This is a genomic window from Gordonia sp. CPCC 205515, assembly GCF_048537925.1.
GTDB lineage: Bacteria > Actinomycetota > Actinomycetes > Mycobacteriales > Mycobacteriaceae > Gordonia.
The window spans coordinates 615,137-639,555 of record NZ_JBCLVJ010000002.1 but is presented as its reverse complement, the minus strand read 5'-3'; the positions used below and the strand labels follow the sequence as shown (position 1 = coordinate 639,555).

The window sequence follows — 24,419 nt, the reverse complement described above, 5'->3', positions numbered from 1 at the left end:
CGCTAAGGATCACCGCGCACGGAATCTCCATGCCGGAGGAGGGGTGCGCGTCCACCCCTGGGTGGAGACAGCGGTCAACCGAGGGACGGATGAATCCGAGGTCAACGGCCATATAGTGGAGAGGTGACAAGCCTGGCAGCGACGTTGCGTCACCGGATCCAACTGGCCGGCGGCGATTACCCGCCCATCTACTCGGCCATCATGCTGTGTGGTTGCCTGGCGATCACCATCGTCGCTGTCGCGCAACGGTTTCCGTTCACCAATCCGTGGTGGGTGGTGGCCGGTCTGGCCTGGGCGCTGGCCTCGCTGGCACTCGACCTCATCCGTCCCCGATCCATCGCCTGCGGATTTCCGACGATCGTGGCGACGGTGTGCTTCCTGATGACGCCGGCGGCGACCGACGTCGCCCCACTGATGATGGCGCTGAGCACCGCGATCGCCGCCGCGATGTATTCACTGCGGGTGAGCCTGGTGATCGCGGGGTTGTCGACGTTGGTGATCGCGGTGTTCGCCGGTGCCGGGATGCTCGCGTCGCCGGCCGCCTATGTACTGGCCATCGCCGTCGGCTGGCTCGCCGGCTACATGGTGTTGATCCAGAAACGATTGGCCGACAATCAGATTCGTGTCGCCGAGGCGCGTGCGGAGCAGGCCGCCAGTGACGAACGACGACGCATCGCCCGCGAGATCCACGACGTCATCGCGCATTCCCTGTCCATCACGATGCTCAACGTCACCGGCGCCCGCCACGCCCTCTCCTCCGGCGGTGACCTCGACGAGGCACTCGAGGCACTGTCCGACGCGGAACGTCAAGGGCGGCGGGCGATGACCGAGATCCGCCAGATCGTGCAGGTCCTCGGGACCGACGGGTCGCATGCCCCGACCCCGGGCGCCGACGATCTGCCCGCGCTGATCGACGACTACCGCCGGGCGGGGATCGACGTCGACTTCGCCGTCACCGGCAGTCTCGACCGACTACCCACCCCGGTCGGTGCCGCGCTCTACCGCATCGTCCAGGAGTCACTCGCGAACGTCGCCAAACACACCGCCGCACAGCATGCTTCGGTGATCATCGAGGCCGACGGCGCCGATGTCGGGGTGCGCGTGGAGAATCCGTACGCCGACCTGGAAGCGGAGTCGACGGGCGACGGCAGCGGCATCCCCGGGATGATCCAGCGCGCGGAGACCCTCGGCGGACGGCTCGAAGTGACCCGCGAGAGCGGCATGTGGTCCGTGCGCGCGACGCTGCCGACCTCGATGGTCGCCGAGCACGGTGCCGGGTCGTGACCCTCGCCGACCGCGACGACACGGCCGCACCGATCCGGGTTCTCCTCGTCGACGACCAGGAACTGATACGCACCGGCTTGCGCCGCATCCTGCGTCCGCGCGACGGCTTCGACATCGTCGGCGAGTGCTCAGACGGTTCCGAGGTGCTCGCGGCGATCGCCGAGACTGCCCCCGACATCGTGGTGATGGACCTGCGCATGCGCAACGTCGACGGGATCACCGCCACCTCGATGGTGCGTACCTTGCGGGAACCGCCGCCGGTGCTCGCGCTGACCACCTTCGACGACGACAAGCTGCTCTCCGGTGTCCTGCGGGCCGGTGCGGCCGGGTTCATCCTCAAGGACTCGTCGGCCGAGGCGCTGATCTGGGCGGTGCGCGCGGTCGTCCGCGACGGGGCATTCCTCGATCCCGCGGTGACCGGCCGGGTACTACACGGCTACCGCCATCCCGCCCCCACCCGCGCCGCGTCGTCCGCCCCCGACCTCACCGACCGCGAAGCCGACGTACTCCGCCTCATGGCGCGCGGCCGCACCAATGCGGAGATCGGTACCGAGCTGTCCATCTCCGAGGTGACCGTCAAAAGCCACATCAACCACATCTTCACCAAACTCGATCTGCGCGACCGCGCCGCGGCCATCGTCTACGCCTTCGACCACTCACTCGTGTTGCCCGATTACGACCGGGAGTAACCGTTCACTGCCCAGACGGCGGGTCGTAGACTGGACGAATGGCAAAGGCGCAGTCGGTAAGCAAAGAGGCGAAGGCCGAAGCGAAGAAGGCCCGTAGGGCCGCATCCAAGGAGCGCCGCCAACAGCTGTGGCAGGCCTTCCAGATGCAGCGCAAGGAGGACAAGCGCCTCATCCCGTACATGGTCGGGGTGTTCCTCGTCATCGTCGCCGTCTTCGTGGTGCTCGGACTGATCTTCGGTGCGGTCTGGATGCTGCTGCCGATCGGCATCGTGCTGGGCCTGCTCGCCGCCTTCATCCTCTTCGGCCGACGCGTGCAGAAATCGGTCTACACCAAGGCCGATGGACAACCCGGTGCGGCCGGATGGGCGCTGTCGAACATGCGCGGTCAGTGGCGGGTCAAGCAGGCCGTCGCCGGCAACTCACACCTCGACGCCATCCACCGGGTGATCGGCAAGCCGGGTGTGATCCTGGTGGCCGAGGGTTCCCCCACCCGCGTCAAGTCGCTGTTGTCGCAGGAGAAGAAGAAGGCCGCCCGGATCGTCGGCGACACCCCGATCTACGAGATCATCGTCGGCAACGAGGACGGCCAGGTTCCGCTGAGCAAGCTGGAACGCCACCTCAACAAGCTGCCGTCGAACATCGACAGCAAGCGCATCGACACCCTCGACGGACGGCTGGCCGCGATCAGCGGTCGCCAGCCGGGTCCGGGCATGCCGAAGGGTCCCATCCCCGGTAACGCCAAGGTTCGCGGCATGCAGCGCACCGCCAAGCGACGCGGCGCGTAGCCTCCTCCCGCCGCTCGTTTCGACACGCCCCTCGTTCCTCGGGGCTGCTCAACGTTAGCGCGACCGGATGATGGCCGTGCCGGTCGCGCGGTCGTGTAGCGCGCGACTGTTGTAGTCGTTCATCAGAGCAGGCACGATGAACACGATCAGAATCTGCCGGGCCAGCGTCCGCACGATGCCGACCGCGGCGATCGGCACCTCTCCGGCGATCTCGGCGGCAGTGCGGTCGGGCCCGTAATCGACGCGGGCCGTCCGCAGGCCCAGGGCGAACTGTCCGGGCGTGAAGCCGAAGAGTGTCACCGAGATCACCCCGATGATGAACCAGGTGACCAATACCCAGGTGCCCAGAGTCGGCGATCCGAAGCGCACGAACAGCAGGGTGACGCCGCCGGCGAGCAGCCAGTCGACCAGCAGCGCGGCCACCCGCGGCCAGCCGGTGGCGATGGAACCGGGTCCGGATTCGGAAAGTCCCAGGTCCTCGCCGCGGTAGGCGCCCTCGGGACCCCCACCGATCTGCGGTCCTGACAACCACGACCCCGTCGCGCGTCCCATCTGACAACCTCCACCTCGATCGACTACCCGCTCCATGGTAGGCGCCGGTTCGAGGCAGCTTTTCGGCCCGTGCGCCTGTGCGCACCGGCCGGACATGGCATCGTTTCCTTCGGACGAAGGTTGTCACCGACCGTCGCGCCGCGTGTAACACAGGGGAAACACGGGCTTGACGAGCGGGCAACCTCACGTCCATACGGTTCTCGCTGAGATCCGCTGTTGTTTCTCGGTGGCGGATTCCAGGCGCGCCAGAGTTTCTGGCACACCCGAACAAGTGAAGGAGTCACCGGACGGTGTACAGCAGTAACGAAGAACTTCTCGAGGGCATCAAGTCGTCGGGCGTCGAATACGTCGACATCCGCTTCTGCGACCTGCCCGGCGTCATGCAGCACTTCTCGATCCCGGCGTCGGCCTTCGACGAATCGGTGTTCGAGGACGGTCTCGCGTTCGACGGTTCGTCGGTGCGCGGCTTCCAGTCGATCGACGAGTCGGACATGATGCTGCTGCCCGACCCGGCGACCGCGCGGATCGACCCGTTCCGCAAGGCCAAGACGATGAACGTCAGCTTCTTCGTCCACGACCCGTTCACCCGGGAGGCCTACAGCCGCGACCCGCGTAACGTCGCCCGCAAGGCCGAGGACTACCTGGCCTCCACCGGCATCGCCGACACCTGCTTCTTCGGCGCCGAGGCCGAGTTCTACATCTTCGACTCGGTGTCCTTCGACTCCCAGATGAACGGCACCTTCTACGAGGTCGAGTCCGAGTCGGGCTGGTGGAACTCCGGTTCGCCGACCGATCCCGACGGCTCACCGAACCTCGGCTACAAGGTCCGCCCCAAGGGTGGCTACTTCCCCGTCGCGCCCTACGACCACTACGTGGACCTGCGCGACGAGATGTCGACCAACCTGACCAACGCGGGCTTCACCCTCGAGCGCGGTCACCACGAGGTCGGCACCGGCGGCCAGGCCGAGATCAACTACAAGTTCAACACCCTGCTCCACGCGGCCGACGACGTACTGCTGTTCAAGTACATCATCAAGAACACCGCGTACCAGAACGGCAAGACGGTCACCTTCATGCCGAAGCCGCTCTTCGGTGACAACGGGTCGGGTATGCATGCCCACCAGTCACTGTGGAAGGAGGGCAAGCCGCTGTTCCACGACGAGGCCGGCTACGCGGGTCTCTCCGATCTGGCGCGCTACTACATCGGCGGCATCCTGCACCACGCCCCGTCGCTGCTGGCATTCACCAACCCGACGGTGAACTCCTACAAGCGTCTGGTCCCCGGCTACGAGGCACCGATCAACCTGGTCTACAGCCAGCGCAACCGGTCCGCCTGCGTGCGTATCCCGATCACCGGCAACAACCCGAAGGCCAAGCGCCTCGAGTTCCGCTGCCCGGACAGCTCGGGCAACCCGTACCTGGCGTTCGCCGCGATGATGATGGCCGGTCTCGACGGCATCAAGAACAAGATCGAGCCGCACGAGCCCGTCGACAAGGACCTCTACGAGCTCCCGCCGGAGGAGGCCAAGGGCATCCCGCAGGCCCCGACGTCGCTGTCGGCCGTGATCGACAAGCTCGAAGAGGATCACGAGTACCTCACCGCCGGTGGCGTGTTCACCGAGGACCTCATCGAGACCTGGATCGCGCTCAAGCGGGAGAACGAGATCGAGCCGGTGCAGATCCGTCCGCACCCCTGCGAGCTCTCGCCCTACTACGACTGCTGATCCACCGCGTCGGACGACGAGACGAGCGGCCGGGACCACGTGTCCCGCCCGCTCTTTTCGATTTCTTTACGTGATTGACATCACGTAAGGCCCTTGTACCCTGCCGTTTCACTCCCGTTGGCCTTATTTTGGGAGCATGACCGCCACCCTGCGCACCCGCTTCGTCGAAGACCTCGCCCCCGGCGATCGCATCGGTTACGACGGCCTGAAGGCCGTCGTCCACTCCGCGATCCCCAACGAGAACGGCGAGTTCGTCGTCCGACTCGTCAACAGCAGCGACGACACCCGCACCGAACTGCTGCTCGCCCGCGGCACCAAAGTCGAAATCCGCTAGTCACCAAATATCGCTGTGCCCGTGACCGTACGGGGCTAGTGTGCGGTCAGGGAGGTGTCACATGGACATCGGAAGTCTGATCGCAGCACTACTCCTCGGATTCGTCGCGGGCGCCATCGGACGGGCGCTGGTTCCCAACGATGCCTTCCGCGCCATGAGCGGCTGGAAATCGTGGGCGGCGTCCACAATCCTCGGCCTGCTCGGTGCCCTGCTGGGGTATTGGATCTTCACCGGCCTGTTCGGCATCGGCGACTCCGACAAGTTCGACTGGGGCGGCATCATCGGCGCCATCATCGGCGCCATCATCGTCGTCGCGGTCGGGTCGGCCATCATCAAGCGGATGGGCGCGAATCGCGCGGGTACGCCGGGGACCGGTCCAGCGGGGACAAACCGCCCGATCTGAGGTTCCGGTCGGCGTCGCTGCGCGACGACCACCACACCAGGCCTGCCGTCACCACCAGGACGGCGGCCGCGGTCCACGCGGCCACACCCAGTCCGCTGACGAATGCCTCGCGCGCCGCGGCAATGACCGTGCCGCGCTGGTCGGCGGCCAACCCGGGCAGCGAGGCCACCGCACCGGCCAGGCTCCGCGACGCCTCTCCCCCGATCAGGTTCGTCGGGAACTCCATGCGGAACACCGCATTCACCACACTGCCGAGCACGGCGATGCCCAGCGCGCCACCGAGTTCACTCGACGTCTCGAGCAGTCCGGACGTCGCGCCCGCCCGATCGATGGGCGCCACCGAGACGACGTAGTCCGCGATCATCGCCGATGCCGCAACGATTCCGGCCGCGACGAAGGTGGCGCCGACCAGCACGATCACCAGCGAGTCGACTCCGGTGAGGGTGGCCAGCACGGTGAACCCGATGGCGCTGGTGATCAGTCCGCTCACGATCACGGCCGGACGACCCACCCGCGCGGCCACCGCGGCTGCACCCGGCGCAACCGCACCGACCACCACCGACGGCGCCAGACTCCACAGCGCGGCACGCAGCGGCGACAAACCGAGCACCGACTGCAGGTACTGGGTCATCAGGATGCTGTTGCCGAGCAACGCGAACATGCAGACCAGGTTGGCCGAGATCGACGTGGCGAAACGACGCTCCGCCAGTAACCGCAGATCCAGCACCGGATCGGCCAGCCGACGTTGCCGCCACACGAAAACCGTTGCCGCACAGACTCCGACCGCGACGAGGCCGACACCGGAGAACGACCAGCCGTCCGCGGCAATATTCTTGATCGCCGCCACGATGGGCAGCATCGCGGCCAGGATCAGCACCGCGCTGAACGCATCAACCCGACGCCCCGGCACCGCGGTGTCCCCGGGCAGGACCGCCGGCGCCACCACCATCAGCGCCACCATGAACGGCACGTTGATCAGAAAGACCGATCCCCACCAGAAGTGCTCGAGGAGCAGCCCACTGATGATCGGCCCGACCGCGACCCCGCCGGCGAGCACGGCGTTCCAGATCGAGATGGCCTTGGCGCGCATCGCGTCGTCGTCGAACAGGTGCCGGATCAGTGCCAGCGTCGAGGGCATCAGCGTCGCCCCCGCCACCGCGAGCAGTGCACGCGCTCCGATGAGCATAGACGCCGAGGTCGCGTAGGCGGCCAACAGTGATGCGGCGCTGAAACCGGCGGCGCCGAGGAGCAGCAGTCGCCGATGCCCCACCCGGTCGGCCAGCGATCCCATGGTCAGCAGCAATCCGGCCAGCACGAAGCCGTAGACGTCGAAAATCCAGAGTTGTTGCGCGGGACTCGGTGACAGATCCGCCGCGATGTAGGGCACGGCGAAGAACAGCACCGAGACATCCATCGAGACGATCAGCATCGGTAGGCACAGGGCGGTGAGGCCGAGCCAGGGAGAAGTTCTCATCAGCAGGTCACTTTCTGTGTATTTCATAGACTGTTTATTACGTACACAGATACTACGACCTGACTGTGTACCGCACAAGCAATTAGTACGATCGGGCCATGACCTCACCGGACCGACCCGGGTATCCGCAGATCCCACGGCATCTCGCCCTGCTCTGGGACCGCCCGGACCCCGCACCGCGACGCGGCCCCCGACCGACGCTGACCATCCACGAAATCGGGCACGCCGCAGTTGCCATCGCCGACGGTGACGGCTTCGACGCGGTGTCGATGAAAGCGGTCGCCTCCCGGCTCGGCGTGACGACGATGTCGCTCTACCGGTATGTCGACAGCAAGGACGACCTGCTGGAGGTGATGGTCGACGACGCCTACGGGCCCGTCACACCCCTCCCCGAGACCGGTCCCTGGCGCGACCGCGTGACCGGCTGGGCGCTGGCAGTCACCGCGGTACTGCGTCGGCGCGCCTGGCTCGCGACGATGCCGATGAGTCGCCCACCGGTCGGTCCCAATGTGCTGTCGTGGACGAATGCGGGAGTGTTCGCGTTCAGCGACACCGCGCTGACCGGTCAGCAGAAGATGAGCGCACTGCTGCTCGTCGACGGATTCGTGCGGCACCATGTGCGGCAGGCCAGCCAGATGGGTCTACTCGACGCCGACGACCACGTCGGCCTCACCTATGAGCGACTGGTGGCCGAATTCGTGGATGAAGCACGGTTCCCGCATCTTGCGGAGGCGATCACCGCACTCGGCGACGACCCCGACGACGACTTCTTCGACACCGAACTCGCATTCGGTCTCGACGTCATCCTCGACGGTGTGCACGACCTGATCGAGTCCCGGCGGATCGAGCCGAAAACGTGACCCCGCGCCGCCCCGCTTCTATCCCCGATTCGTGATCGGCTGTGCTTACGATGAGCGCATGATACGCATCATCATTCGAGTAGGCGTGTACCTGCTATCCGCCGCGATCGGCATCCTGGTGGCCACCGCCATTCTGGACAAGATGACCGTCCACTGGGGAGGATTCATCCTCGCGGTGATCATCTTCGCCGCCGCGCAGATGATCCTCAGCCCGTTCATCACCAAGTTCGTGCAACGCAACGCCGAAGCCTTCATCGGTGGCGTCGGACTGGTGTCGACATTCGTGTCGCTGCTGCTGGCGTCCCTGCTCGGCAGCGACGGCATCTCGATCAGCGGCTTCACCACCTGGGTCGCGGCGACCGTCATCGTGTGGGTGATCACCGCCCTGGCGACCCTGCTGGTGCCGTGGCTGCTGGTGAAGGCAGGCGTCAAGCACGTTCGCGAGGAACGCGCCGAGGGCGCCGCCTAGTCTCAGCGACCGGCCAATTCGGCGAACAACCGCTCGTTGTGCTCGAACGCCGCCACCGCCTCGTCGATGAGGGCCTGCTCCTGCCCATCGGCGAGCGGTAGCGCGTCGAGGGTGTCGCGATAGGAATCCTTGTACCGCTTCAGTTTCGGCACGTCATCGAAGACGTAGAAGCTCAGCGCGTCGTCGGTGAGTCCGTAGTGCAGCTTCATCCGGCTCCGGATCACCTGTCCGCCACTGAGATCCCCGAGGTACCGGGTGTAGTGATGCGCGACGAATCGGGCCGGATCGTCGCGGGTGGCCTCGATCGCGGCGACGTAGTCGGCAACGGCGGGCAGCAACTCGACAGCTCCCGGATCGGTGCCGAGCACCGCCAGATCCGACGCGAGCCGCGGCAGCCGGCGCAACCGCTCGTCGACCACCGGTCCGGCGACCGGATCACCGGAGAGTTCGTCGCCGACGGATTCGAGTGCGCGATAGACGAAATAGAGTTGGCCGGCCATCGACCGATATGCGGCTGCGTCCAGCCGCCCGGACATCAGGTCGTCGACGAAGGTGGCGCGTTCGGCACGGTCGTGGGCCACGGCGGTGGCCGACCGCAAACCCTCCGACAGTGGCGGACGAGTATCCGGCATCGAGGTCATTGCTGCATCACGCTCCAAACACCTTGCGCACCACGGTCTTCGCTCGACGGGTGACGCGTAGATAGTTCTCCAGGAATTCTGCGGCCTGATCCTCGGGCCAACCGGCCGCGTAGGCGACGGCGCGCAATTGCTTACCGGGCCCGGGCAACTGATCGACCGGCTTACCGCGCACGAGCACCAACGCGTTACGCGCCTTGGTGGCGGTCAGCCACGCCTCCTTGAGCAACGACACGTCGTTCTCGGCCAGCAGTTCCGCCGCGCCAATGGCGTCGAGCGCCTGCAGGGTCGACGTGTTGTGCAGCGCGGGATGCCGATGCCCGTACCGCAACTGCATCAACTGCACAGTCCACTCGACGTCTGCGAGACCGCCGCGCCCGAGCTTGGTGTGAGTGGCCGGATCGGCGCCGCGCGGCAGACGTTCGGAGTCGACACGCGCCTTGATCCGCCGGATCTCCTTGACCGCATCCCCCGACACCCCGCCCTGCGGGTAGCGGATGCGATCGGCCATGTGCAGGAAGTCGATTCCGAGATCCTCGTCGCCGGCCACCTGATGTGCGCGCAGCAGCGCCTGGATCTCCCACGGCTGCGCCCACTGGTCGTAATAGGCGGCATACGCGGCCAGGGTGCGCACCACCGGACCGTTGCGACCTTCCGGCCGCAGTCCGGTGTCCACCTCGAGCGGCGGATCCTCGCTGGGTGAGCCCAACATGGAGCGGACCTGCTCGGCGATTGTCTGCGCCCACTTCACCGCAGTGGTCTCGTCGGCGCGGTGTTCCGGCTGGCACACGAACAACACATCGGCGTCGGACCCGTAGCCGAGTTCCCCACCGCCGAGACGTCCCATGCCGATGACCGCGATCCGCGCCGGCGCGGGTTCACCGCGTTCGGTCACCGATTCGGCGATGACCCGCTGCAGCGCCGCGTTGAGCACCGACGCCCACACGCTCGACAGCGCCCGACACACGGTCGGGACGTCCATCATGCCGAGGATGTCGGCAGAGGCGATCCGCGCCAACTCGAATCGACGATGCGAGCGGGCCGCGGCCACCGCACGTTTGAGATCGGGCTGCCGAACCGTCGAGGCGATGAGCCCCTTGGCCACATCCTCGGGCTGGGTCTCGCACAGCTTCGGACCGTTGGCGCCATCGGAATAGAGGTGGATGACCTCCGGTGACCGCATCAACAGATTCGCGATGTATTCCGACGTACCGAGCACATGCATCAACCGCTCGGCGACGACGCCGTCGTCGCGCAACAGCCGGATGAACCATTCCTCGTTGTCCATCACGTCGCACAGTCGCCGATAGTTGAGCAGACCGGCGTCCGGGTCGGGCGTGTTACCGATCCACTCCAGCAGCGACGGCAGGATCAGCAGCTGAATCTGCCCGCGCCGCAACGGGGCCGACGCCAACGCGCGGATATGACTCAGCGCGCGATCGGGTTTCGCGTACCCCAGCGCCGACAGACGGCGCTCGGCGGACTTGTCGGTCAGCGTCAACTCGTCGGCGTTGAAACGGGTGGCGGCTTCCAGCAGTGGCCGGTAGAACAGCTTTTCGTGCAGTCGACGAATGCGCGCCTTCTGCTTCTTCAGCTCGTCGTGCAGCGTCGCGGTGGGCCCGCGGTCACCCTCCTGCCGGATGTGCGCGGCCCGCGCGAGCCAGCGCATATTGTCTTCGTCGTCGAACGCGGGCAACAGGTGGGTACGCGAAAGTCGTTGCAGCTGAAGGCGATGCTCGAGGAGCCGGAGGAACTGATACGACGCGGTGAGATTCGCGCCGTCGTCACGGCCGACATAGCCGCCCGCGGTCAACGCGCTCAGCGCATCCACGGTGGCCTGCACCCGGAGACTCTCGTCGACGCGGCCGTGCACCATCTGCAGCAGCTGCACGGCGAACTCGACGTCACGCAGGCTGCCGCTGCCCAGTTTCAGGTTGCGGTCGCGCAATTCGTCGGGCACCAGGGATTCCACGCGGCGGCGCATCGCCTGCACCTCGGGCACAAAGTCGTCGCGTTCGGCCGCGGACCACACCATCGGGCTCACCGCGTCGATGTAGGCGTCGGCGAGCTCCATGTCGCCGGTCATCTGACGGGCCTTCAGCAGCGCCTGGAACTCCCACGTCTTGGCCCACCGGTTGTAGTACGCCACATGGGAATCCAAGGTGCGGGTCAGCGCACCGGCCTTGCCCTCCGGACGCAGCCCGGCGTCGACCTCGAAGAAGGCCAGGGTGCCGACCCGCATCATCTCCCCGGCGATGCGCGCGGAGATCCCGTCGGCCGGTTCGCTGACGAACACCACGTCCACATCGCTGACGTAGTTGAGTTCGCGTGCGCCGCATTTGCCCATCGCGATCACCGCGATCCGTGCCGGGATCGGCTTGTCGCCGCACACCTCCCGGAAGGCCACGGCGAGCGCGGCGGTCAGTGCCGCGTCCGCGGCGTCGGCGAGAAACGCCCCCACCTGCGGCAGATAGAGCACCGGCTGGTCCTCGACGGTCGCCGCCAGATCGTGAGCCGCCAACTGCAACAACAGATCCCGATACGCCAGACGCAACGCGACGACGGCCTTCGGTCCGGCGAAGCCCGCCCGGTAGACCTTGTTGCCCTTCTCCAGCTCACCGGGCTCGGGCACGGCGTCGACCGCCGTGAGCATCCGCTCGTAGACCTCCTCGACGGTGGGTATCTCGTCGACGGTCAGCAGCCGCCAACTCGCGGGCTCACCGACGAGGTGATCGCCGAGTGCATCGGAGCCGCCGACGACGGCGAACAGCCGACCGCGGAAACCCTTGTCGGTTCGGATCAGCCGATCGATCTCGGCCCAGTCGGACGGCTCGACGGCCCCCTTGAACCGGATGAGCGCACGCAGGGCGAGATCGGCGTCGGGTGCACGGGACAGCGCCCACAGCACGTCGATCGAGTCCTCGTCGGCCCACCCCAGGTCGGCGAGGTGGCCCGGCGCGGAGCTCTCGAGCAGCCCGAGCCGCCCGGCGCTGGGGACGCGTCCGCGTCCGCGAAGTGAAGTCACACCCCCAAAAATAGCGGGTGGACGTCGATCTCTAGAGCGGCAGGTAGCTCTTCAGCTCGAACGGCGTGACCAGGCTGCGGTAGTTGGCCCACTCGGCCCACTTGTTGCGCAGGAAGTAGTCGAAGACGTGCTCGCCGAGCGCTTCGGCGACCAGTTCGGAGCGCTCCATCTCCACCAGTGCATCGGCCAGGCTGCCAGGCAGTTCCCGGTATCCCATCGCGCGACGTTCCGCGGGGGTCAGTGCCCACACGTCGTCCTCGGCCTCGTCGGGCAGTTCGTAGTCGCCCTCGATGCCCTTGAGCCCGGCGGCCAGCAGCACCGCGAAGGTCAGGTACGGGTTGCAGGCCGAGTCGGGGCTGCGCACCTCGATGCGCCGCGACGACGCCTTGTTCGGGGTGTAGAGCGGCAGGCGGATCAGCGCCGAGCGGTTGGCGCTGCCCCAGGTGGCCGCGGTCGGCGCCTCACCGCCGTGGATGAGTCGCTTGTAGGAGTTGACCCACTGGTTGGTGACGGCGCTCAGTTCGGCCGCGTGATGCAGGATGCCCGCGATGAACTTCTTGCCGGTGCTCGACAGCTGGATCGGGTCGTCGGGGTTGTGGAAGGCGTTGGCGTCGCCCTCGAACAAGCTCATGTGGGTGTGCATGGCCGACCCGGGATGTTCGCTGAACGGCTTGGGCATGAAGGTCGCGGTGACGCCCTCGCCGATCGCCACCTCCTTGATGAGGTAGCGGAAGGTCATCACGTTGTCGGCCATGGACAGCGCGTCGGCGTAGCGCAGGTCGATCTCCTGCTGCCCGGGCGCGCCCTCATGGTGGGAGAACTCCACCGAGACGCCAGTCGACTCGAGGGCCTCGATGGCGTGCCGCCGGAACCCGGGAGCCGCGTCGTGCACCGCCTGGTCGAAGTAGCCGCCCTCGTCGGCCGGGGTCGGCACGCTGCCGTCCAGCGGCGCGTCCTTGAGGAGAAAGAACTCGATCTCCGGGTGGACGTAGCAGGTGAAGCCCTGGTCGGCGGCCTTGCTGAGTTGCCTGCGCAGCACGTGGCGCGAGTCGGCCCAGCTCGGGGTGCCGTCGGGCATGGCGATGTCGCAGAACATGCGAGCGGAATGGTGCCGCCCGCTCTCGGTGGTCCACGGCAGGATCTGGAACGTCGACGGATCGGGCTTGGCGACGGTGTCGGCCTCCGACACGCGGGAGAAGCCCTCGATGGCCGACCCGTCGAAACCGATGCCCTCGGCGAAGGCCCCCTCCAACTCCGCCGGCGCGATCGCCACGGACTTCAGGTAGCCGAGAACGTCGGTGAACCACAGCCTCACGAATCGGATGTCGCGCTCTTCGAGTGTCCGGAGCACGAATTCCTTTTGGCGATCCATGCCACCGGACATTAGGAGCAGCCTGTTAAATCCGTGTTACATCCAGGAGTCGAACTCCTCACCCTGCGGTTTTCGCGACCGAATCTCAGCATGTGAGACGATCTGTGGCCCGTGTGGGATGCGTCAGGAAGGTGTTGACCGCGTCGTCGACGCAGTCGTCGCCGTGAAAGACGGCCGTATGGTTGACCCCGCGTACCGAGAGCAACCCGACACCGAGCGCATCGGCCAGGCGCAGCGCGGTGGCGTGCGGGGTGGCGGGGTCGCCGAGCGTGGAGACCATGAGTGTCGGTGGCATGGGCGTCGGGGGCATGGGCGTCGCGATTCGCGTCGGGGGCTGCGCCCGCTGTGCCTGCGGCCAGAACTCGCAGACCCCGATCGGACCGTGGCCGGTGCCGCGGCCGTCGTCGGTGAACGGAGCGACCTGCCGGACCCGGGTGTCGAGGTCGTCGTGGCGGCGACGGTCGGTGATGCGGATGTCGTCGGCGCAGCGGACCGCCCGGTACGAGTCCATCTGCCCGGTGTAGCGCCCGTTGGTGGCGCGTCCTTCCATGTCGTCGGCCAGTGCCAGCAGCGCTTCCCCACTGCCGCCGGTGACCTGCGTCAGCGCCGACCGAAGTCGCGGCCATCGATCCTGCCCGTAGAGCGCGGACAGGGTGCCGGTCTTCGCATCGACAGCGTCGAGCACCCGAGCACCCACCGGTACGGGCCGCGCCACCAGTGGGTCGACCAGTGACCGGTAGCGTGCCGTCGCCGAGCCGGGGCGGTCGCCGAGTGGACACGCCGGATATCCGGCGCAGTCGACGCTGAACGCGTCGAGAGCATGCTGGAAGGCACCGTACTGCTCGATCGTCGCGGTCATCGGGTCCTCGTCGGGATCCACGACACCATCGAGCACCAGCGAGCGAACGTGCTGCGGATGCCGGCGCGCGTACGTGATCCCCACCCGGGTGCCGTAGGAGTGCCCCAGGAAGTCGATCGTGTCCTCGCCCAGGGCGATCCGCACCTGGTCGAGGTCGTCGGCGACGAAGTCGGTACCGACCCGGCCGAGCAGGGCGGCGCCGACCCGGTCGCGGCATTGCGTGGCGAGGTGGCGGTAATAGTTCTCGATCCGGACGATCCCGGCCGGCGTGCGGTCGCCGAGATCCATCGCACGCTCGGCGTCGCGTTCACCGTCGGTGCGACATCGCACCGAGGGACGCGAGGCACCGACACCGCGCCAGTCGATGCCCACGATGTCGGTGGTGGCAGAGATCGACTGCGACAGCAATCGCGGTGCCGTCCGCACCACATGGGCGGCCGCGGAGACACCGGGACCACCCGGATCGACGACGAGTGTGCCCGTCCGGCGGACCGACGCCGACAGTCGCGCGATCGCCAGTGTCACGGTGCCCAGAGCGGGGTCGGCGGGGTCGAGCGGCACGGCGAGCCGACCACATCGCAGCCGGTTCGACTCGAACGAGTCGAGGCCGCTGACGTCCACCCCATCGTCGGCGCCGCACGGATGCCAGGCAAACGGTCCGTCCGGCTCGGATGGACCCGCGCAACCGACGACGACCGTGGTGAGCAGGGCGAGCACAGTGACGGCGACTGGCCACCGCGGCCGGCCCCCGATGCGCACCATGACGCGATCCTACGATCCCGCCCGCGCCCGGCGATCGCGTGGCTGTGAGAAAAGCCACAGGTCAAAGCATCGATACGGATGAGGGTCGGTGACACAATGGTGTGGTCCAACCCACCCGGGTACCTGCTGATGCAGGACTCGAGGCAGAAAGTAGACAACGATGTCTGAATCCTCGGTATACGGCTCGTCCGCTCCGACCGCCACCGATTCGGCTGCGCCCCGTCGGCGCGCCACCCGCGTCCAGCACCTCGCGCAGATGAAGTCCGAGGGCGAGAAGTGGGCGATGCTCACCTGCTACGACTACTCCACCGCCCGTATCTTCGACGCCGCCGAGATCCCGGTGCTGCTCGTCGGTGACTCCGCGGCCAACGTCGTCCTCGGGTACGACACCACCATCCCGGTGACCGTCGACGAACTCATCCCGCTCATCCGGGCCGTCGTCCGCGGCGCACCGCACGCCCTGGTCGTCGCCGACCTGCCGTTCGGCAGCTATGAGGCGAGCCCGCAGCAGGCGCTCGAATCCGCGGTGAAGGTCTTCAAGGAGACCGGCGCGCATGCCATCAAGATCGAGGGCGGTGAGCGGGTCGCCGAGCAGATCGCGGTCCTGACCGCCGCCGGTATCCCGGTCATGGGGCACATCGGCTTCACCCCGCAGAGTGTCAACGGCCTCGGCGGCTATCGCGTGCAGGGTCGCGGTGACGGCGCCGATCAGCTCATCGCCGACGCGATCGCCGTCCAGGAGGCCGGTGCGTTCGCCGTCGTGATGGAGATGGTCCCGGCCGACATCGCCGGTCAGATCACCCGCAAGCTCACCATCCCCACCGTCGGCATCGGCGCCGGCCACGAGACCGACGCCCAGGTCCTCGTCTGGCAGGACATGGCAGGCTTCACCCACGGCAAGACCGCCAAGTTCGTCAAGCGGTTCGCCGACGTCGGCACCGAATTGCAGAGCGCCGCAGCACAGTACGCCGACGAGGTCCGTCGCGGTGTGTTCCCGGCCGAGGAGCACAGCTACTGACGTCCCCTCGCTGACTAGGCTGAGGTGATGCGCGACTTCTACCCGGCCATCGAGCCGTACGAGCAGGGCCACCTCGACGTCGGCGACGGGCAGCAGATCTACTGGGAGACCTCCGGGAATCCCGATGGGAAGCCCGCCGTGTTCGTGCACGGCGGGCCCGGCGGCGGCACCTCCGCCGATCAGCGCCGCTTCTTCGATCCCGACCGCTACCGCATCGTGCTGTTCGATCAGCGTGGCTGCGGCAAGTCCCGACCGCACATCGCCGACGGCGCCGACCTGTCGGTCAACACCACCGACCGGCTGATCGCCGACATGGAGAAACTCCGCGAGCACCTCGGCGTACAGCGATGGCAGGTGTTCGGCGGATCGTGGGGCTCCACCCTCGGCCTGGCGTACGCACAAACCCATCCCGAGCGCGTCACCGAACTCGTACTGCGCGGCATATTTCTGTTGCGGCGCAGCGAGATCGACTGGTACTACAACGGCGGTGCCGCCCATATCTACCCCGACCTGTGGGAGTCGTATCTGGCACCGATCCCGGCCGACGAACGCGACGGCGATCTGGTCGCCGCCTACCACCGGCTCCTCACCTCCGCCGATCCGGCGGTCGCGCAGGCGGCGGCGTCGGCGTGGACCGGCTGGGAACAGAAGACCAGCTATCTGTTGCCGAAACCACCGAGCGACGACGGCGACGAGGGTCCACGGTTCGACCTCGCGTTCGCCTCGATCGAGAACCACTACTTCGTCCACCACGGCTTCCTCGACGACGGGCAGCTCCTGCGCGACATCGACCGGATCGCACACATCCCCGGGGTCATCGTGCAGGGCCGCTACGACGTCGTCTGTCCGATGCGCAGCGCCTGGGATCTGCACCGCGCGTGGCCGAGTGCCGAGCTGCACATCGTCGACGACGCGGGGCACGCGTCCTTCGAGCCGGGCATCAAACATCACCTCATCACCGCCACCGACAACTTCGCGAACCGGACAGCGCAGTAGCGCCGACGGCACCGATAGACTGGCGGTGTCGTAGTCGAGTCAGGAGGCATGGGTGGCCGCATCCGAGCAGGTCGAAGTTGAGTTGAAGTTCGATGTCGATGCGGGCCACACGGCGCCCGATCTGCGCGCCCTGCCCGGCGTCGTGGGTGCGACCGAGCCGGAGACCTTCAACCTCGACGCCACCTACTTCGACACCGAGAACCTCGATCTGGCCGGCAACAAGATCACCATGCGGCGCCGGACCGGCGGACACGACTTCGGCTGGCACCTCAAGCGACCCACCGGCACCGCGGGTGTGCGTCGCGAACTGCAGGTGAGCTTCGACGAAGCACCCGCCGACGGTGACGTGCCGAATGCCTTGATCGACCCGGTCATCGCGCACACCCGTACCCGGAAGCTGATCCCGGTGGCCGCCATCTCCACCACCCGCACGGTGACGCGACTCCTCGGACCCGACGGTGATCCCGTCGCCGAGTTCGCCGAGGATCTCGTCACCGCCCAATCCCTGCTTCCCGGAGGACATTTCCAGGAGTGGTCGGAGTGGGAGTTCGAGCTCATCGGCTCCGGCGCGCACCCGAAACTGTTGCGTGCCGCGGAGAAGCTGCTGCGGACCGGCGGCGGGCGGGAGGCGTCGTCGGCGTCGAAGCTGGCGCGTGCCATCGGCGCGACCCCGATCGTCTCCCAGCCGCATCTGGGTAAGCGTCCGACGGCCCTGGAACTGGTGATCACCGACATCGCCATCCACCGGAACTCGCTGATCACCTATGACCCGCTGGTCCGTATCGACGCCGAGGACGCGGTGCACCAGATGCGGGTCGCCTGCCGCCGGCTGCGCAGTGTGTTCTCCGGATTCCCGACCGTTCTCGACGCCACCCGCACGGGCCACCTCAGCAACGAATTGAAGCTGCTCGCACGGATTCTCGGCGACGCCCGGGACTCCGAGGTGCAGCTGGAGATCGACGAGTCGATCCTGGCGGGTGAGAACGCCTCGCCCGCGCTGATCGCCGCGCTCGCCGGGAGTGAGACGGCCGTACATGATCGCGCGATCAACGCCGCCCATACCGCGATGAACTCCGAACGCTACTTCGCGCTGCTGGATTCGATCGATGAGCTGATCGCTTCTCCCCCACCCGGACCCGACGCCGAACTCGATGCGGTGGCGGCGGTGGACAAGGCGATCGACCGCAGCCGCAAGAAGATTCGCAAGGCCCAGAAGGAACTCGCGGCCGCGGCGGAGGGGTCCGAGGAGTGGATGGAGCAATTGCACACCATCCGTAAACGCGCCAAGCGCCTGCGTTACAGCACCGACGCCGCCGAGCCGCTGGACAAGAAGCGGTACCGCACCGTGGCCAAGGTGGCCAAGCAGATCCAGTCCACGCTCGGCGATGTCAATGACACCAAGATCAACCGGGCCCGCCTCGCGCAGATCGCCGCGTCCGGTGAGGTGACCGGCATGGACCTGTTCGTCCTGGGTCGCGTCGACGCGCGGCAGGAGGCCGAGACCGAACGTGCCATCGCCGCCTACCGTGCGGTCGCCAAGAAGCTCTGAGCTGCCCACCGCCGGCTGAGGAGCGACGCGCGAGCCTGCGAGCCCGACGCATCACGAAGCCCTCGCAGGCGCGAAACGGACTGTGCGCGTGGCCGGGTCGGCCTCGGTGAGCTGCACGCGCAGTTGACTGCCCTGGGGCGGAGAGCCGTCGCAGGCGGCGATGACCGCGGGGTCGCCGAGGAACACCTGCGCGGGACGGTGTTCGGTCGCGGCGTGCAGCACCACGGCGTCGAAGGTCTGGCCGACGCGGCCGGCCAGGAGGACCGATTCGGTGAGGTCGATACTCGCGCGGTCGGCCGACGCCGCCAACTGATCGGCCGAGCGCAGCAATTTCGGCAGGGTCGGCAGGGCGCGAGACACCCAGTCGGGCACGGGCTTTCCCGCGGTGACCGCGAGACACACCTCGGTGGCGAATCGGTCGCCGAGGCGCCGCAACGGTGCGGTCACATGGGCGTACACGCCGCCGATGGCGGCATGGACCATCTTCTCCGGCGGCAGTGGAGAAGATGGCGGATCGCCCGCCCTGTCGGTGCCGAGCACCAGATAGTCGGCGCCCCGCATCAGCGTCGCACCCAGCGACATCAGCGCCAGGGTCGTCGGCCGATCCGGCGGCAGGCCCGCCAGGAACTGCCCGACGGTGGCCTCGGCCGGCCAGTCCACCCCGAAAGTGGTTGCTGCATTCCGCAATTCCTGCACGGCGTCCGGATCTGCGGGCGGCAGGGTGCGCAGCAGACCGACTCCGGCGTCGGCCATGATGGTGCCCGCGCACATGCCGGTCAGCAGGGACAGCTGGGAGTTCCACCGGTCGGCCGGGGTGTGCGGCGCGAGTTCGAGGTGCCAGCCGGCGTCGTCGTGCACCGCCTCCTGATCGGGCAGATCGAGTTCGACGGCACCGCGTTCGAGCGCGACGCGTTGTCGGAGATCCCCGAACGCCGGGAGCGCCGCGATCGACGGATGCAACCGTCCGGCCGCGGCGTCGGCCGCCACCCCGGCGTAGCTGAGTTTCGCGACGGAGCGAACCGTCGAGCGACGCACCGCCACATCGCCGACGGTCCCGTCCGGATGCACCCGGATGGTCCACAGCACACAGGGTCGGGTCTGCTCCGGCAGCAGCGAGCCTGCGCCCTCCGACAGGGACCGCGGATGCAAGGGCACCGAACGGTCCGGGAAGTAGATGGTGGTGCCGCGGCGTCGGCTCTCCTGGTCGAGCGCGCCCTCGGGTGGGACGAGGGCGGCGACATCGGCGATCGCATAGTGGACGAGGAAGCCGTCGTCGTCGGCCGAGATGTGCACGGCCTGATCGAGATCCATCGACGTCGGCGGGTCGATCGTGACGACGGGCAGGTCGGTGTGGTCGTCGCGGTCTGCGACGCACCGGTCGATCGCCTGATCGGCTTCGGCCTGTGCGTCCGCCCCGTAGTCCTCGCTGACGCCGAGCTCATGGCGGATCGCGTCGAAGTCGATGTCGGGTGCCGCAAGAAACCGTTGCACACCTCGACAGTAGTGGTGTGCGGGGCGAACGAGTCGGCGTGTAAGCCGGATCCTGTCCCCGGATGCGGCCTGCGCCGCGCCCGGGTGGCGACCATCCATCTGGGTAGCCCGTCGCCGGGTACCTCGAGCGGCCCACCCGCGGGCTCGGGCGAGCAGCCCTCGAACACCCGCGCACGTGCACGCACCGATCGCTCCGTGGTGCACGCTTCGGCCTTGCTCCGGGTGGGGTTTACCTAGCCGGCGCGGTCACCCGCGTCGCTGGTGCGCTCTTACCGCACCGTTTCACCCTTACCTCCCGACGTGGTCGGGCGGCGGTCTCTTCTCTGTGGCACTGTCCCGCGGGTCACCCCGGGTTGCCGTTGGCAACCACCCTGCTCTGTGGAGTCCGGACTTTCCTCGGCGACCGGCGTGCCCGGGTGAACCCGGACCGTTCCGTGCGCCGCGGCCGCCCGGCCGACTCGTTCGCCCACTCAGGATAGATGACCGGTGTCGTTGACCAACCGCACCACCGACCCGCCGTCGGGGTAGAACTCGGCGATCGACACCGACGCCAGGTCCAGATGCAGCCGGAACAGCAGCTCCGGGCCGGCCAGCAGCGCGTCGCGCAGCAGCGTCTTGATCGGCGTCACGTGCGATACCACCAGCACCGTCTGCCCCGGATAACGCTGCAGCAGCTGATCTTTGGCGGCGATGACACGTTCCGCGACCTGGCTGAAGCTCTCCCCGTCGGGGGCCGGGAGGTCGACGTCGCCGAGCCAGCGGCGATGCACGTCGGGGTCGCGATCGGCCGCCTCGGTGAAGGTCAGGCCCTCCCACGCCCCGAAGTCGGTCTCGATGAAGCCGTCGTCGATCTGCACGTCGAGGCCCAGCCGGTCCGCGACGGCCTCGGCGGTGGTGACCGCACGCTGCAGCGGCGAGGAGACGACGGCGGTGATGTCGCGGTCGTCGCCCAGTCGGGTGGCCGCGCCGGCGGCCTGTTGCCGCCCGAGGTCGGTGAGCTCGGGATTGCCGCGGCCGGAGTAGCGGCGTTCCACCGACAGCGGGGTCTGTCCGTGTCGCAGCAGGATCAGCCGGGTCGGAGCGGAGCGCTGGCCCTGCCAGCTGGGTGCCTTGTCGGCGGCCACCGTCCTCAGAGTCCCGACTCGGCGGTGCGGACCAGGATGGCGCCGCATTCCTCGCAGCGGACGACGGTGTCGGAGGTCTGCGCGGCGATCGACGCGAGGGTGCCGCGATCGAGTTCCATGCGGCAGGCCCCGCAGCGGCGGGCGCGCAGCAGTCCGGCGCCCACCCGTCCGCCGGTGCGCTGCTTGTCGTAGACGGCCAGGAGTTCCGGTCCGATCTCGGCCCTCAGGGTGTCGCGTCGACCGTCGACGATCTCACGCTCGGCGGCGATCTTCTCGGCCGCGGCGGTGCGTCGGTCCCGGACATCGGTGCGTTCGGTCTCGAGGTGGTCGATGGTGGCCGAGGCGCGCTGCGCTTCGGCGCCGACGGCCTCCTGCTGTTCCATGATGGCCAGCAGGTCGTCCTCGAGGATGCCGCGGCGCCGGGCCAGCCCGGTCAGTTCGTGTTGCAACTCGGAAAGCGCCTTGGCGGCCAACCCGCCCGCGGTCAGCTGCGCCGAATCCTTCTGCTCGCGGGCGGCCATGCCGGTGACCTCACCGTCGATCCGACGATACTCCCGGGTGAGGTCCTCGGCGGAGATCTCCGCCCGGACCAGATCGCTGCGGGCGGCCTCGATCTTGCCGTCGAGTTCGGCGATCTCGGCATCCTCGGCCAGGTGCGTGCTGCGGTGGTCGAGCCGGGTGAGTTCCGCATCCGCGTCGGCCAGGTCCAGCAGCACCCGCTGCATTCCGGGATCCGCTTTCACTGGTCCACCTCCGCGTCGCTGTGCTGTTCTCGTCCCGTCGGCACCGACTGTGGCGCGGCGGGGTTCACTCAGGGTACGCGACGACGCGGAACGGATCGGTCGGTGTCCGATGCACGGTCGCGGTGATGCCGAGCGAGTCGGTGAGCAGCGCGGCCGCCTGCGCACACCACGGGAATTCGGTGGCCCAATGACCCGCGTCGACCAGCGCGGGACCGCCGCGGCGGCGCGCCTCATCGACCGGATGGTGCCGCAGATCCCCGGTCAGGTAGAGGTCGACGCCGACCGCGGCGACCGCGTCGAGCAGGGAGTCGCCTGCCCCGCCGCACACCGCGACGGCCTCGACGGGGGCGTCGGGATCACCCGCCGCCCGCACCCCCCAGGGGCTGCCGAGACGCTGCGCGGCCAACTCGGTGAACTGCGCGACCGTCGTCGGCCGCTCCAGTCGACCGATGCGGCCCAGCCCGAGTTCGGAGTCGACGTCGGCGAGTTCGAAGATGTCGAAGGCGGGTTCCTCGTACGGGTGGGCGTTGCGCAGCGCGGCCAGCACGGCGCGGCGCAGGCCGCGCGCCGCGACCATCTCCACCCGGTCCTCGTCGACTCGGGCGAGTTCCCCGATGGTCCCGATCGTCGGATTGGCGTCGGCCTGGGCCAGGAACTGGCCGGTGCCCACCACCGACCACATGCAGTCGCGGTACTCGCCGATGGCGCCCGCGCCCGCCGCGAACATCGCCTCGCTGACCTGTTCGGCATTGCCCTCGGGCACCATCACCACCCATTTGTCCATCGGGGCAACAGGTTTCGGGTCGATCGGGACCGTATCCAGCAGGCCGAGCGTCTCGGCGAGCGCATCGTTGACACCCGGGCGGGCGCGGTCGGCATTGGTGTGCGCGGTGAACAGGGCGATGCCCGCGCGGATGAGGCGATGGACGATGCGCCCTTTGGCGGTGTCGGCGGCAACCGTGTCGACGCCGCGCAGCAGCAGCGGGTGGTGCGCCAGGATCACCCCGACGCCGGCGGCGATGGCGGCGTCGACGACCTCGTCGGTGACATCGACACACACCACGGCGCCGGACACGCTTTCGGCCGGGTCACCGCACACCAGCCCGACCGAGTCCCACGACTCGGCCAACCGCGGCGGATAGGCGGCGTCGAGCACCCCGATGACCTCGGCCAGTGTGACCGTCATGCGCCGATCTCCTCTCGTGCCGCGACGATGGCGTCGACCAACGTCTGCGTGGGTTGCGGGTCGCGGACCGCGATCCGCAGATAGGTATCGTCGAGGCCGACGAAATTGGCCGCACTGCGTACCGCAAAACCTTTGTCCCGCAGCAGTTTCTTGATCTCCAACGCACGCGGCAGCCGAATCAGCACGAACGATGCCCGCGGCGTGGCACATACCTCGATCCCGGCCGCGGTGAGCAGCGCGACGAGTTCGGCCCGGTCCGCGGCGACCGTCTGCGCCTGGTCCGCCGCATGGCGCTGCCCGACGGGTCCGACGCATTCGGCCAGCGCGGTGAGTGCCAGGGTGCCCAGCGGCCAGGGTCGTCGGCCCACCGTGAGCCGGGCAATGATGTCGGGGTGGGCCAGCAGATAGCCGGCGCGCAGCCCGGCCAGTCCGAAAGTCTTTGTCACGCTGCGGATCACGACGACGTCGTCCAGCGATTCACCGGCCACCGACGCCGGTTCGGGTCGGCCGGTCGACTCCTCGAGGGTGATGTCGGCGAACGCCTCGTCGACGACGACGATCCGTCCCGGCGCCCGCAGGCTGCGGATCGCCTCGGCCGGGTGCAGCACCGACGTCGGGTTGGTCGGGTTGCCGAGCACCACGAGGTCCGCGTCGTCGGGTACCACGCGCGGGCCCAGCACCCACGGCGCGTCGAGGACCACGTCGGTCATGCGGATGCCGGCGGCCCGCAAGGCGAGTTCGGGTTCGGTGAACGACGGCTGGATCAGCGCGGCGTGACGGGGTTGCAGCCGCGGCAGCAGTTCGAAGCCCTCGGCGGCGCCGGCGAGCAGCAGCACCTCGTCGGGCCGCCGGTCGTGGGCGTGCGCCACCGCGTCGATGGCCCGGGATTCGTCGTCGGCGGACGGATAGGCGGCGAGGTCGTCGAGCCGGGCGGCCAGCGCGTCCCGCAGGAACCGAGGCGGTGCCCCACGCACGTTCACCGCGAAATCGACGAGTCCCGGTTCGGCGTCGGCATCGCCGTGCCGGTCCCGTGCGAACAGCCCCGATGTCATAAGTCATCAGATTACGTGCAGGATGGGACA

22 protein-coding genes and 1 other RNA gene are annotated in these 24,419 nt (G+C 68.1%); 11 read left to right on the top strand and 12 right to left on the bottom strand.

What is annotated here, in order from left to right:
* Window positions 1-123 precede the first annotated feature (123 nt).
* The 3 genes from AAFP30_RS03330 to AAFP30_RS03320 are packed head-to-tail and all read left to right on the top strand — an operon-like array spanning window position 124 to window position 2,758.
* The gene (locus AAFP30_RS03330; RefSeq protein ID WP_419228398.1) at window positions 124-1,284 is read left to right on the top strand and encodes a sensor histidine kinase; all 1,161 of its coding nucleotides are present in this window, start codon (window positions 124-126) and stop codon (window positions 1,282-1,284) included.
* Window positions 1,281-1,973 carry a response regulator transcription factor gene (locus AAFP30_RS03325; protein WP_419228397.1) on the top strand — a complete coding sequence of 231 codons (693 nt, stop codon included), beginning with the start codon at window positions 1,281-1,283 and terminating at the stop codon, window positions 1,971-1,973. The genes AAFP30_RS03330 and AAFP30_RS03325 overlap by 4 nt, the downstream gene beginning before the upstream one ends.
* Before the next feature lie 38 nt (window positions 1,974-2,011).
* Window positions 2,012-2,758 carry a DUF4191 domain-containing protein gene (locus tag AAFP30_RS03320; protein ID WP_419228396.1) on the top strand — a complete coding sequence of 249 codons (747 nt, stop codon included), beginning with the start codon at window positions 2,012-2,014 and terminating at the stop codon, window positions 2,756-2,758.
* Between the two features lie 54 nt (window positions 2,759-2,812).
* Here AAFP30_RS03320 and AAFP30_RS03315 read toward each other — a convergent pair whose 3' ends face one another.
* A complete protein-coding gene (locus AAFP30_RS03315; RefSeq protein WP_419228395.1) occupies window positions 2,813-3,310 on the bottom strand; it encodes an RDD family protein in 498 nt (165 codons plus the stop codon).
* A gap of 290 nt (window positions 3,311-3,600) precedes the next feature.
* Here AAFP30_RS03315 and glnA (AAFP30_RS03310) point away from each other — a divergent pair, with 290 nt between their 5' ends.
* The 3 genes from glnA (AAFP30_RS03310) (at window position 3,601) to AAFP30_RS03300 (ending at window position 5,771) form a co-directional block, all read left to right on the top strand.
* Window positions 3,601-5,034: a type I glutamate--ammonia ligase gene (gene glnA / locus AAFP30_RS03310; RefSeq protein WP_419228394.1), complete on the top strand. Its 1,434-nt coding sequence runs from the start codon at window positions 3,601-3,603 to the stop codon at window positions 5,032-5,034.
* 136 nt (window positions 5,035-5,170) lie between these two features.
* Window positions 5,171-5,368, top strand: coding sequence for a hypothetical protein (locus AAFP30_RS03305; RefSeq protein ID WP_419228393.1), 198 nt, complete (start codon window positions 5,171-5,173; stop codon window positions 5,366-5,368).
* Window positions 5,369-5,429: 61 nt separating this feature from the next.
* Window positions 5,430-5,771 carry a GlsB/YeaQ/YmgE family stress response membrane protein gene (locus tag AAFP30_RS03300; RefSeq protein ID WP_419228392.1) on the top strand — a complete coding sequence of 114 codons (342 nt, stop codon included), beginning with the start codon at window positions 5,430-5,432 and terminating at the stop codon, window positions 5,769-5,771.
* Here AAFP30_RS03300 and AAFP30_RS03295 read toward each other — a convergent pair.
* Window positions 5,701-7,245 carry an MFS transporter gene (locus tag AAFP30_RS03295; RefSeq protein WP_419228391.1) on the bottom strand — a complete coding sequence of 515 codons (1,545 nt, stop codon included), beginning with the start codon at window positions 7,243-7,245 and terminating at the stop codon, window positions 5,701-5,703. The genes AAFP30_RS03300 and AAFP30_RS03295 overlap by 71 nt on opposite strands.
* Before the next feature lie 98 nt (window positions 7,246-7,343).
* Between AAFP30_RS03295 and AAFP30_RS03290 the strand changes: the two genes are divergently transcribed.
* Window positions 7,344-8,105: a TetR/AcrR family transcriptional regulator gene (locus AAFP30_RS03290; RefSeq protein WP_419228390.1), complete on the top strand. Its 762-nt coding sequence runs from the start codon at window positions 7,344-7,346 to the stop codon at window positions 8,103-8,105.
* A 58-nt stretch (window positions 8,106-8,163) separates the two neighbouring features.
* Window positions 8,164-8,574, top strand: coding sequence for a hypothetical protein (locus tag AAFP30_RS03285; protein WP_419228389.1), 411 nt, complete (start codon window positions 8,164-8,166; stop codon window positions 8,572-8,574).
* Window positions 8,575-8,576: 2 nt separating this feature from the next.
* Here the strand turns inward: AAFP30_RS03285 and AAFP30_RS03280 are convergent, their stop codons facing one another.
* From AAFP30_RS03280 to AAFP30_RS03265, 4 genes are all read right to left on the bottom strand, one after another.
* Window positions 8,577-9,215, bottom strand: a complete 639-nt coding sequence (locus tag AAFP30_RS03280; RefSeq protein WP_419228388.1) for a heme oxygenase (biliverdin-producing) — start codon at window positions 9,213-9,215, stop codon at window positions 8,577-8,579.
* 7 nt (window positions 9,216-9,222) lie between these two features.
* Window positions 9,223-12,237: a bifunctional [glutamine synthetase] adenylyltransferase/[glutamine synthetase]-adenylyl-L-tyrosine phosphorylase gene (locus tag AAFP30_RS03275; protein ID WP_419228387.1), complete on the bottom strand. Its 3,015-nt coding sequence runs from the start codon at window positions 12,235-12,237 to the stop codon at window positions 9,223-9,225.
* A 31-nt stretch (window positions 12,238-12,268) separates the two neighbouring features.
* Window positions 12,269-13,609: a type I glutamate--ammonia ligase gene (glnA, locus tag AAFP30_RS03270; protein WP_419228386.1), complete on the bottom strand. Its 1,341-nt coding sequence runs from the start codon at window positions 13,607-13,609 to the stop codon at window positions 12,269-12,271.
* Between the two features lie 85 nt (window positions 13,610-13,694).
* Window positions 13,695-15,230, bottom strand: a complete 1,536-nt coding sequence (locus tag AAFP30_RS03265) for an alpha/beta fold hydrolase (RefSeq protein WP_419228385.1) — start codon at window positions 15,228-15,230, stop codon at window positions 13,695-13,697.
* Window positions 15,231-15,390: 160 nt separating this feature from the next.
* Here AAFP30_RS03265 and panB point away from each other — a divergent pair, with 160 nt between their 5' ends.
* Genes panB through AAFP30_RS03250 form a run of 3 tightly spaced genes read left to right on the top strand, consistent with a single transcriptional unit; the run spans window position 15,391 to window position 18,793 of the window.
* Window positions 15,391-16,248, top strand: a complete 858-nt coding sequence (gene panB / locus AAFP30_RS03260; protein WP_419228384.1) for a 3-methyl-2-oxobutanoate hydroxymethyltransferase — start codon at window positions 15,391-15,393, stop codon at window positions 16,246-16,248.
* 27 nt (window positions 16,249-16,275) lie between these two features.
* A complete protein-coding gene (pip, locus tag AAFP30_RS03255) occupies window positions 16,276-17,244 on the top strand; it encodes a prolyl aminopeptidase (RefSeq protein WP_419228383.1) in 969 nt (322 codons plus the stop codon).
* Window positions 17,245-17,296: 52 nt separating this feature from the next.
* Window positions 17,297-18,793, top strand: a complete 1,497-nt coding sequence (locus tag AAFP30_RS03250; RefSeq protein ID WP_419228382.1) for a CHAD domain-containing protein — start codon at window positions 17,297-17,299, stop codon at window positions 18,791-18,793.
* A 51-nt stretch (window positions 18,794-18,844) separates the two neighbouring features.
* Here AAFP30_RS03250 and AAFP30_RS03245 read toward each other — a convergent pair whose 3' ends face one another.
* From AAFP30_RS03245 to cobC, 6 genes are all read right to left on the bottom strand, one after another.
* Window positions 18,845-20,284, bottom strand: coding sequence for an RNB domain-containing ribonuclease (locus tag AAFP30_RS03245; protein WP_419228381.1), 1,440 nt, complete (start codon window positions 20,282-20,284; stop codon window positions 18,845-18,847).
* 25 nt (window positions 20,285-20,309) lie between these two features.
* Window positions 20,310-20,745, bottom strand: an RNA gene (rnpB, locus tag AAFP30_RS03240) — RNase P RNA component class A.
* Between the two features lie 9 nt (window positions 20,746-20,754).
* Window positions 20,755-21,408, bottom strand: coding sequence for a histidine phosphatase family protein (locus AAFP30_RS03235; RefSeq protein ID WP_419228380.1), 654 nt, complete (start codon window positions 21,406-21,408; stop codon window positions 20,755-20,757).
* 5 nt (window positions 21,409-21,413) lie between these two features.
* On the bottom strand, window positions 21,414-22,151 hold the full coding sequence (locus AAFP30_RS03230; RefSeq protein WP_419228379.1) for a zinc ribbon domain-containing protein: 738 nt from the start codon (window positions 22,149-22,151) through the stop codon (window positions 21,414-21,416).
* A gap of 64 nt (window positions 22,152-22,215) precedes the next feature.
* Window positions 22,216-23,337: a Nif3-like dinuclear metal center hexameric protein gene (locus AAFP30_RS03225; RefSeq protein WP_419228378.1), complete on the bottom strand. Its 1,122-nt coding sequence runs from the start codon at window positions 23,335-23,337 to the stop codon at window positions 22,216-22,218.
* Complete coding sequence (gene cobC, locus AAFP30_RS03220) at window positions 23,334-24,389, bottom strand: Rv2231c family pyridoxal phosphate-dependent protein CobC (RefSeq protein WP_419228377.1); 1,056 nt, start codon at window positions 24,387-24,389, stop codon at window positions 23,334-23,336. Before cobC ends, AAFP30_RS03225 begins: the two co-directional genes overlap by 4 nt.
* Between the last annotated feature and the right edge of the window lie 30 nt (window positions 24,390-24,419).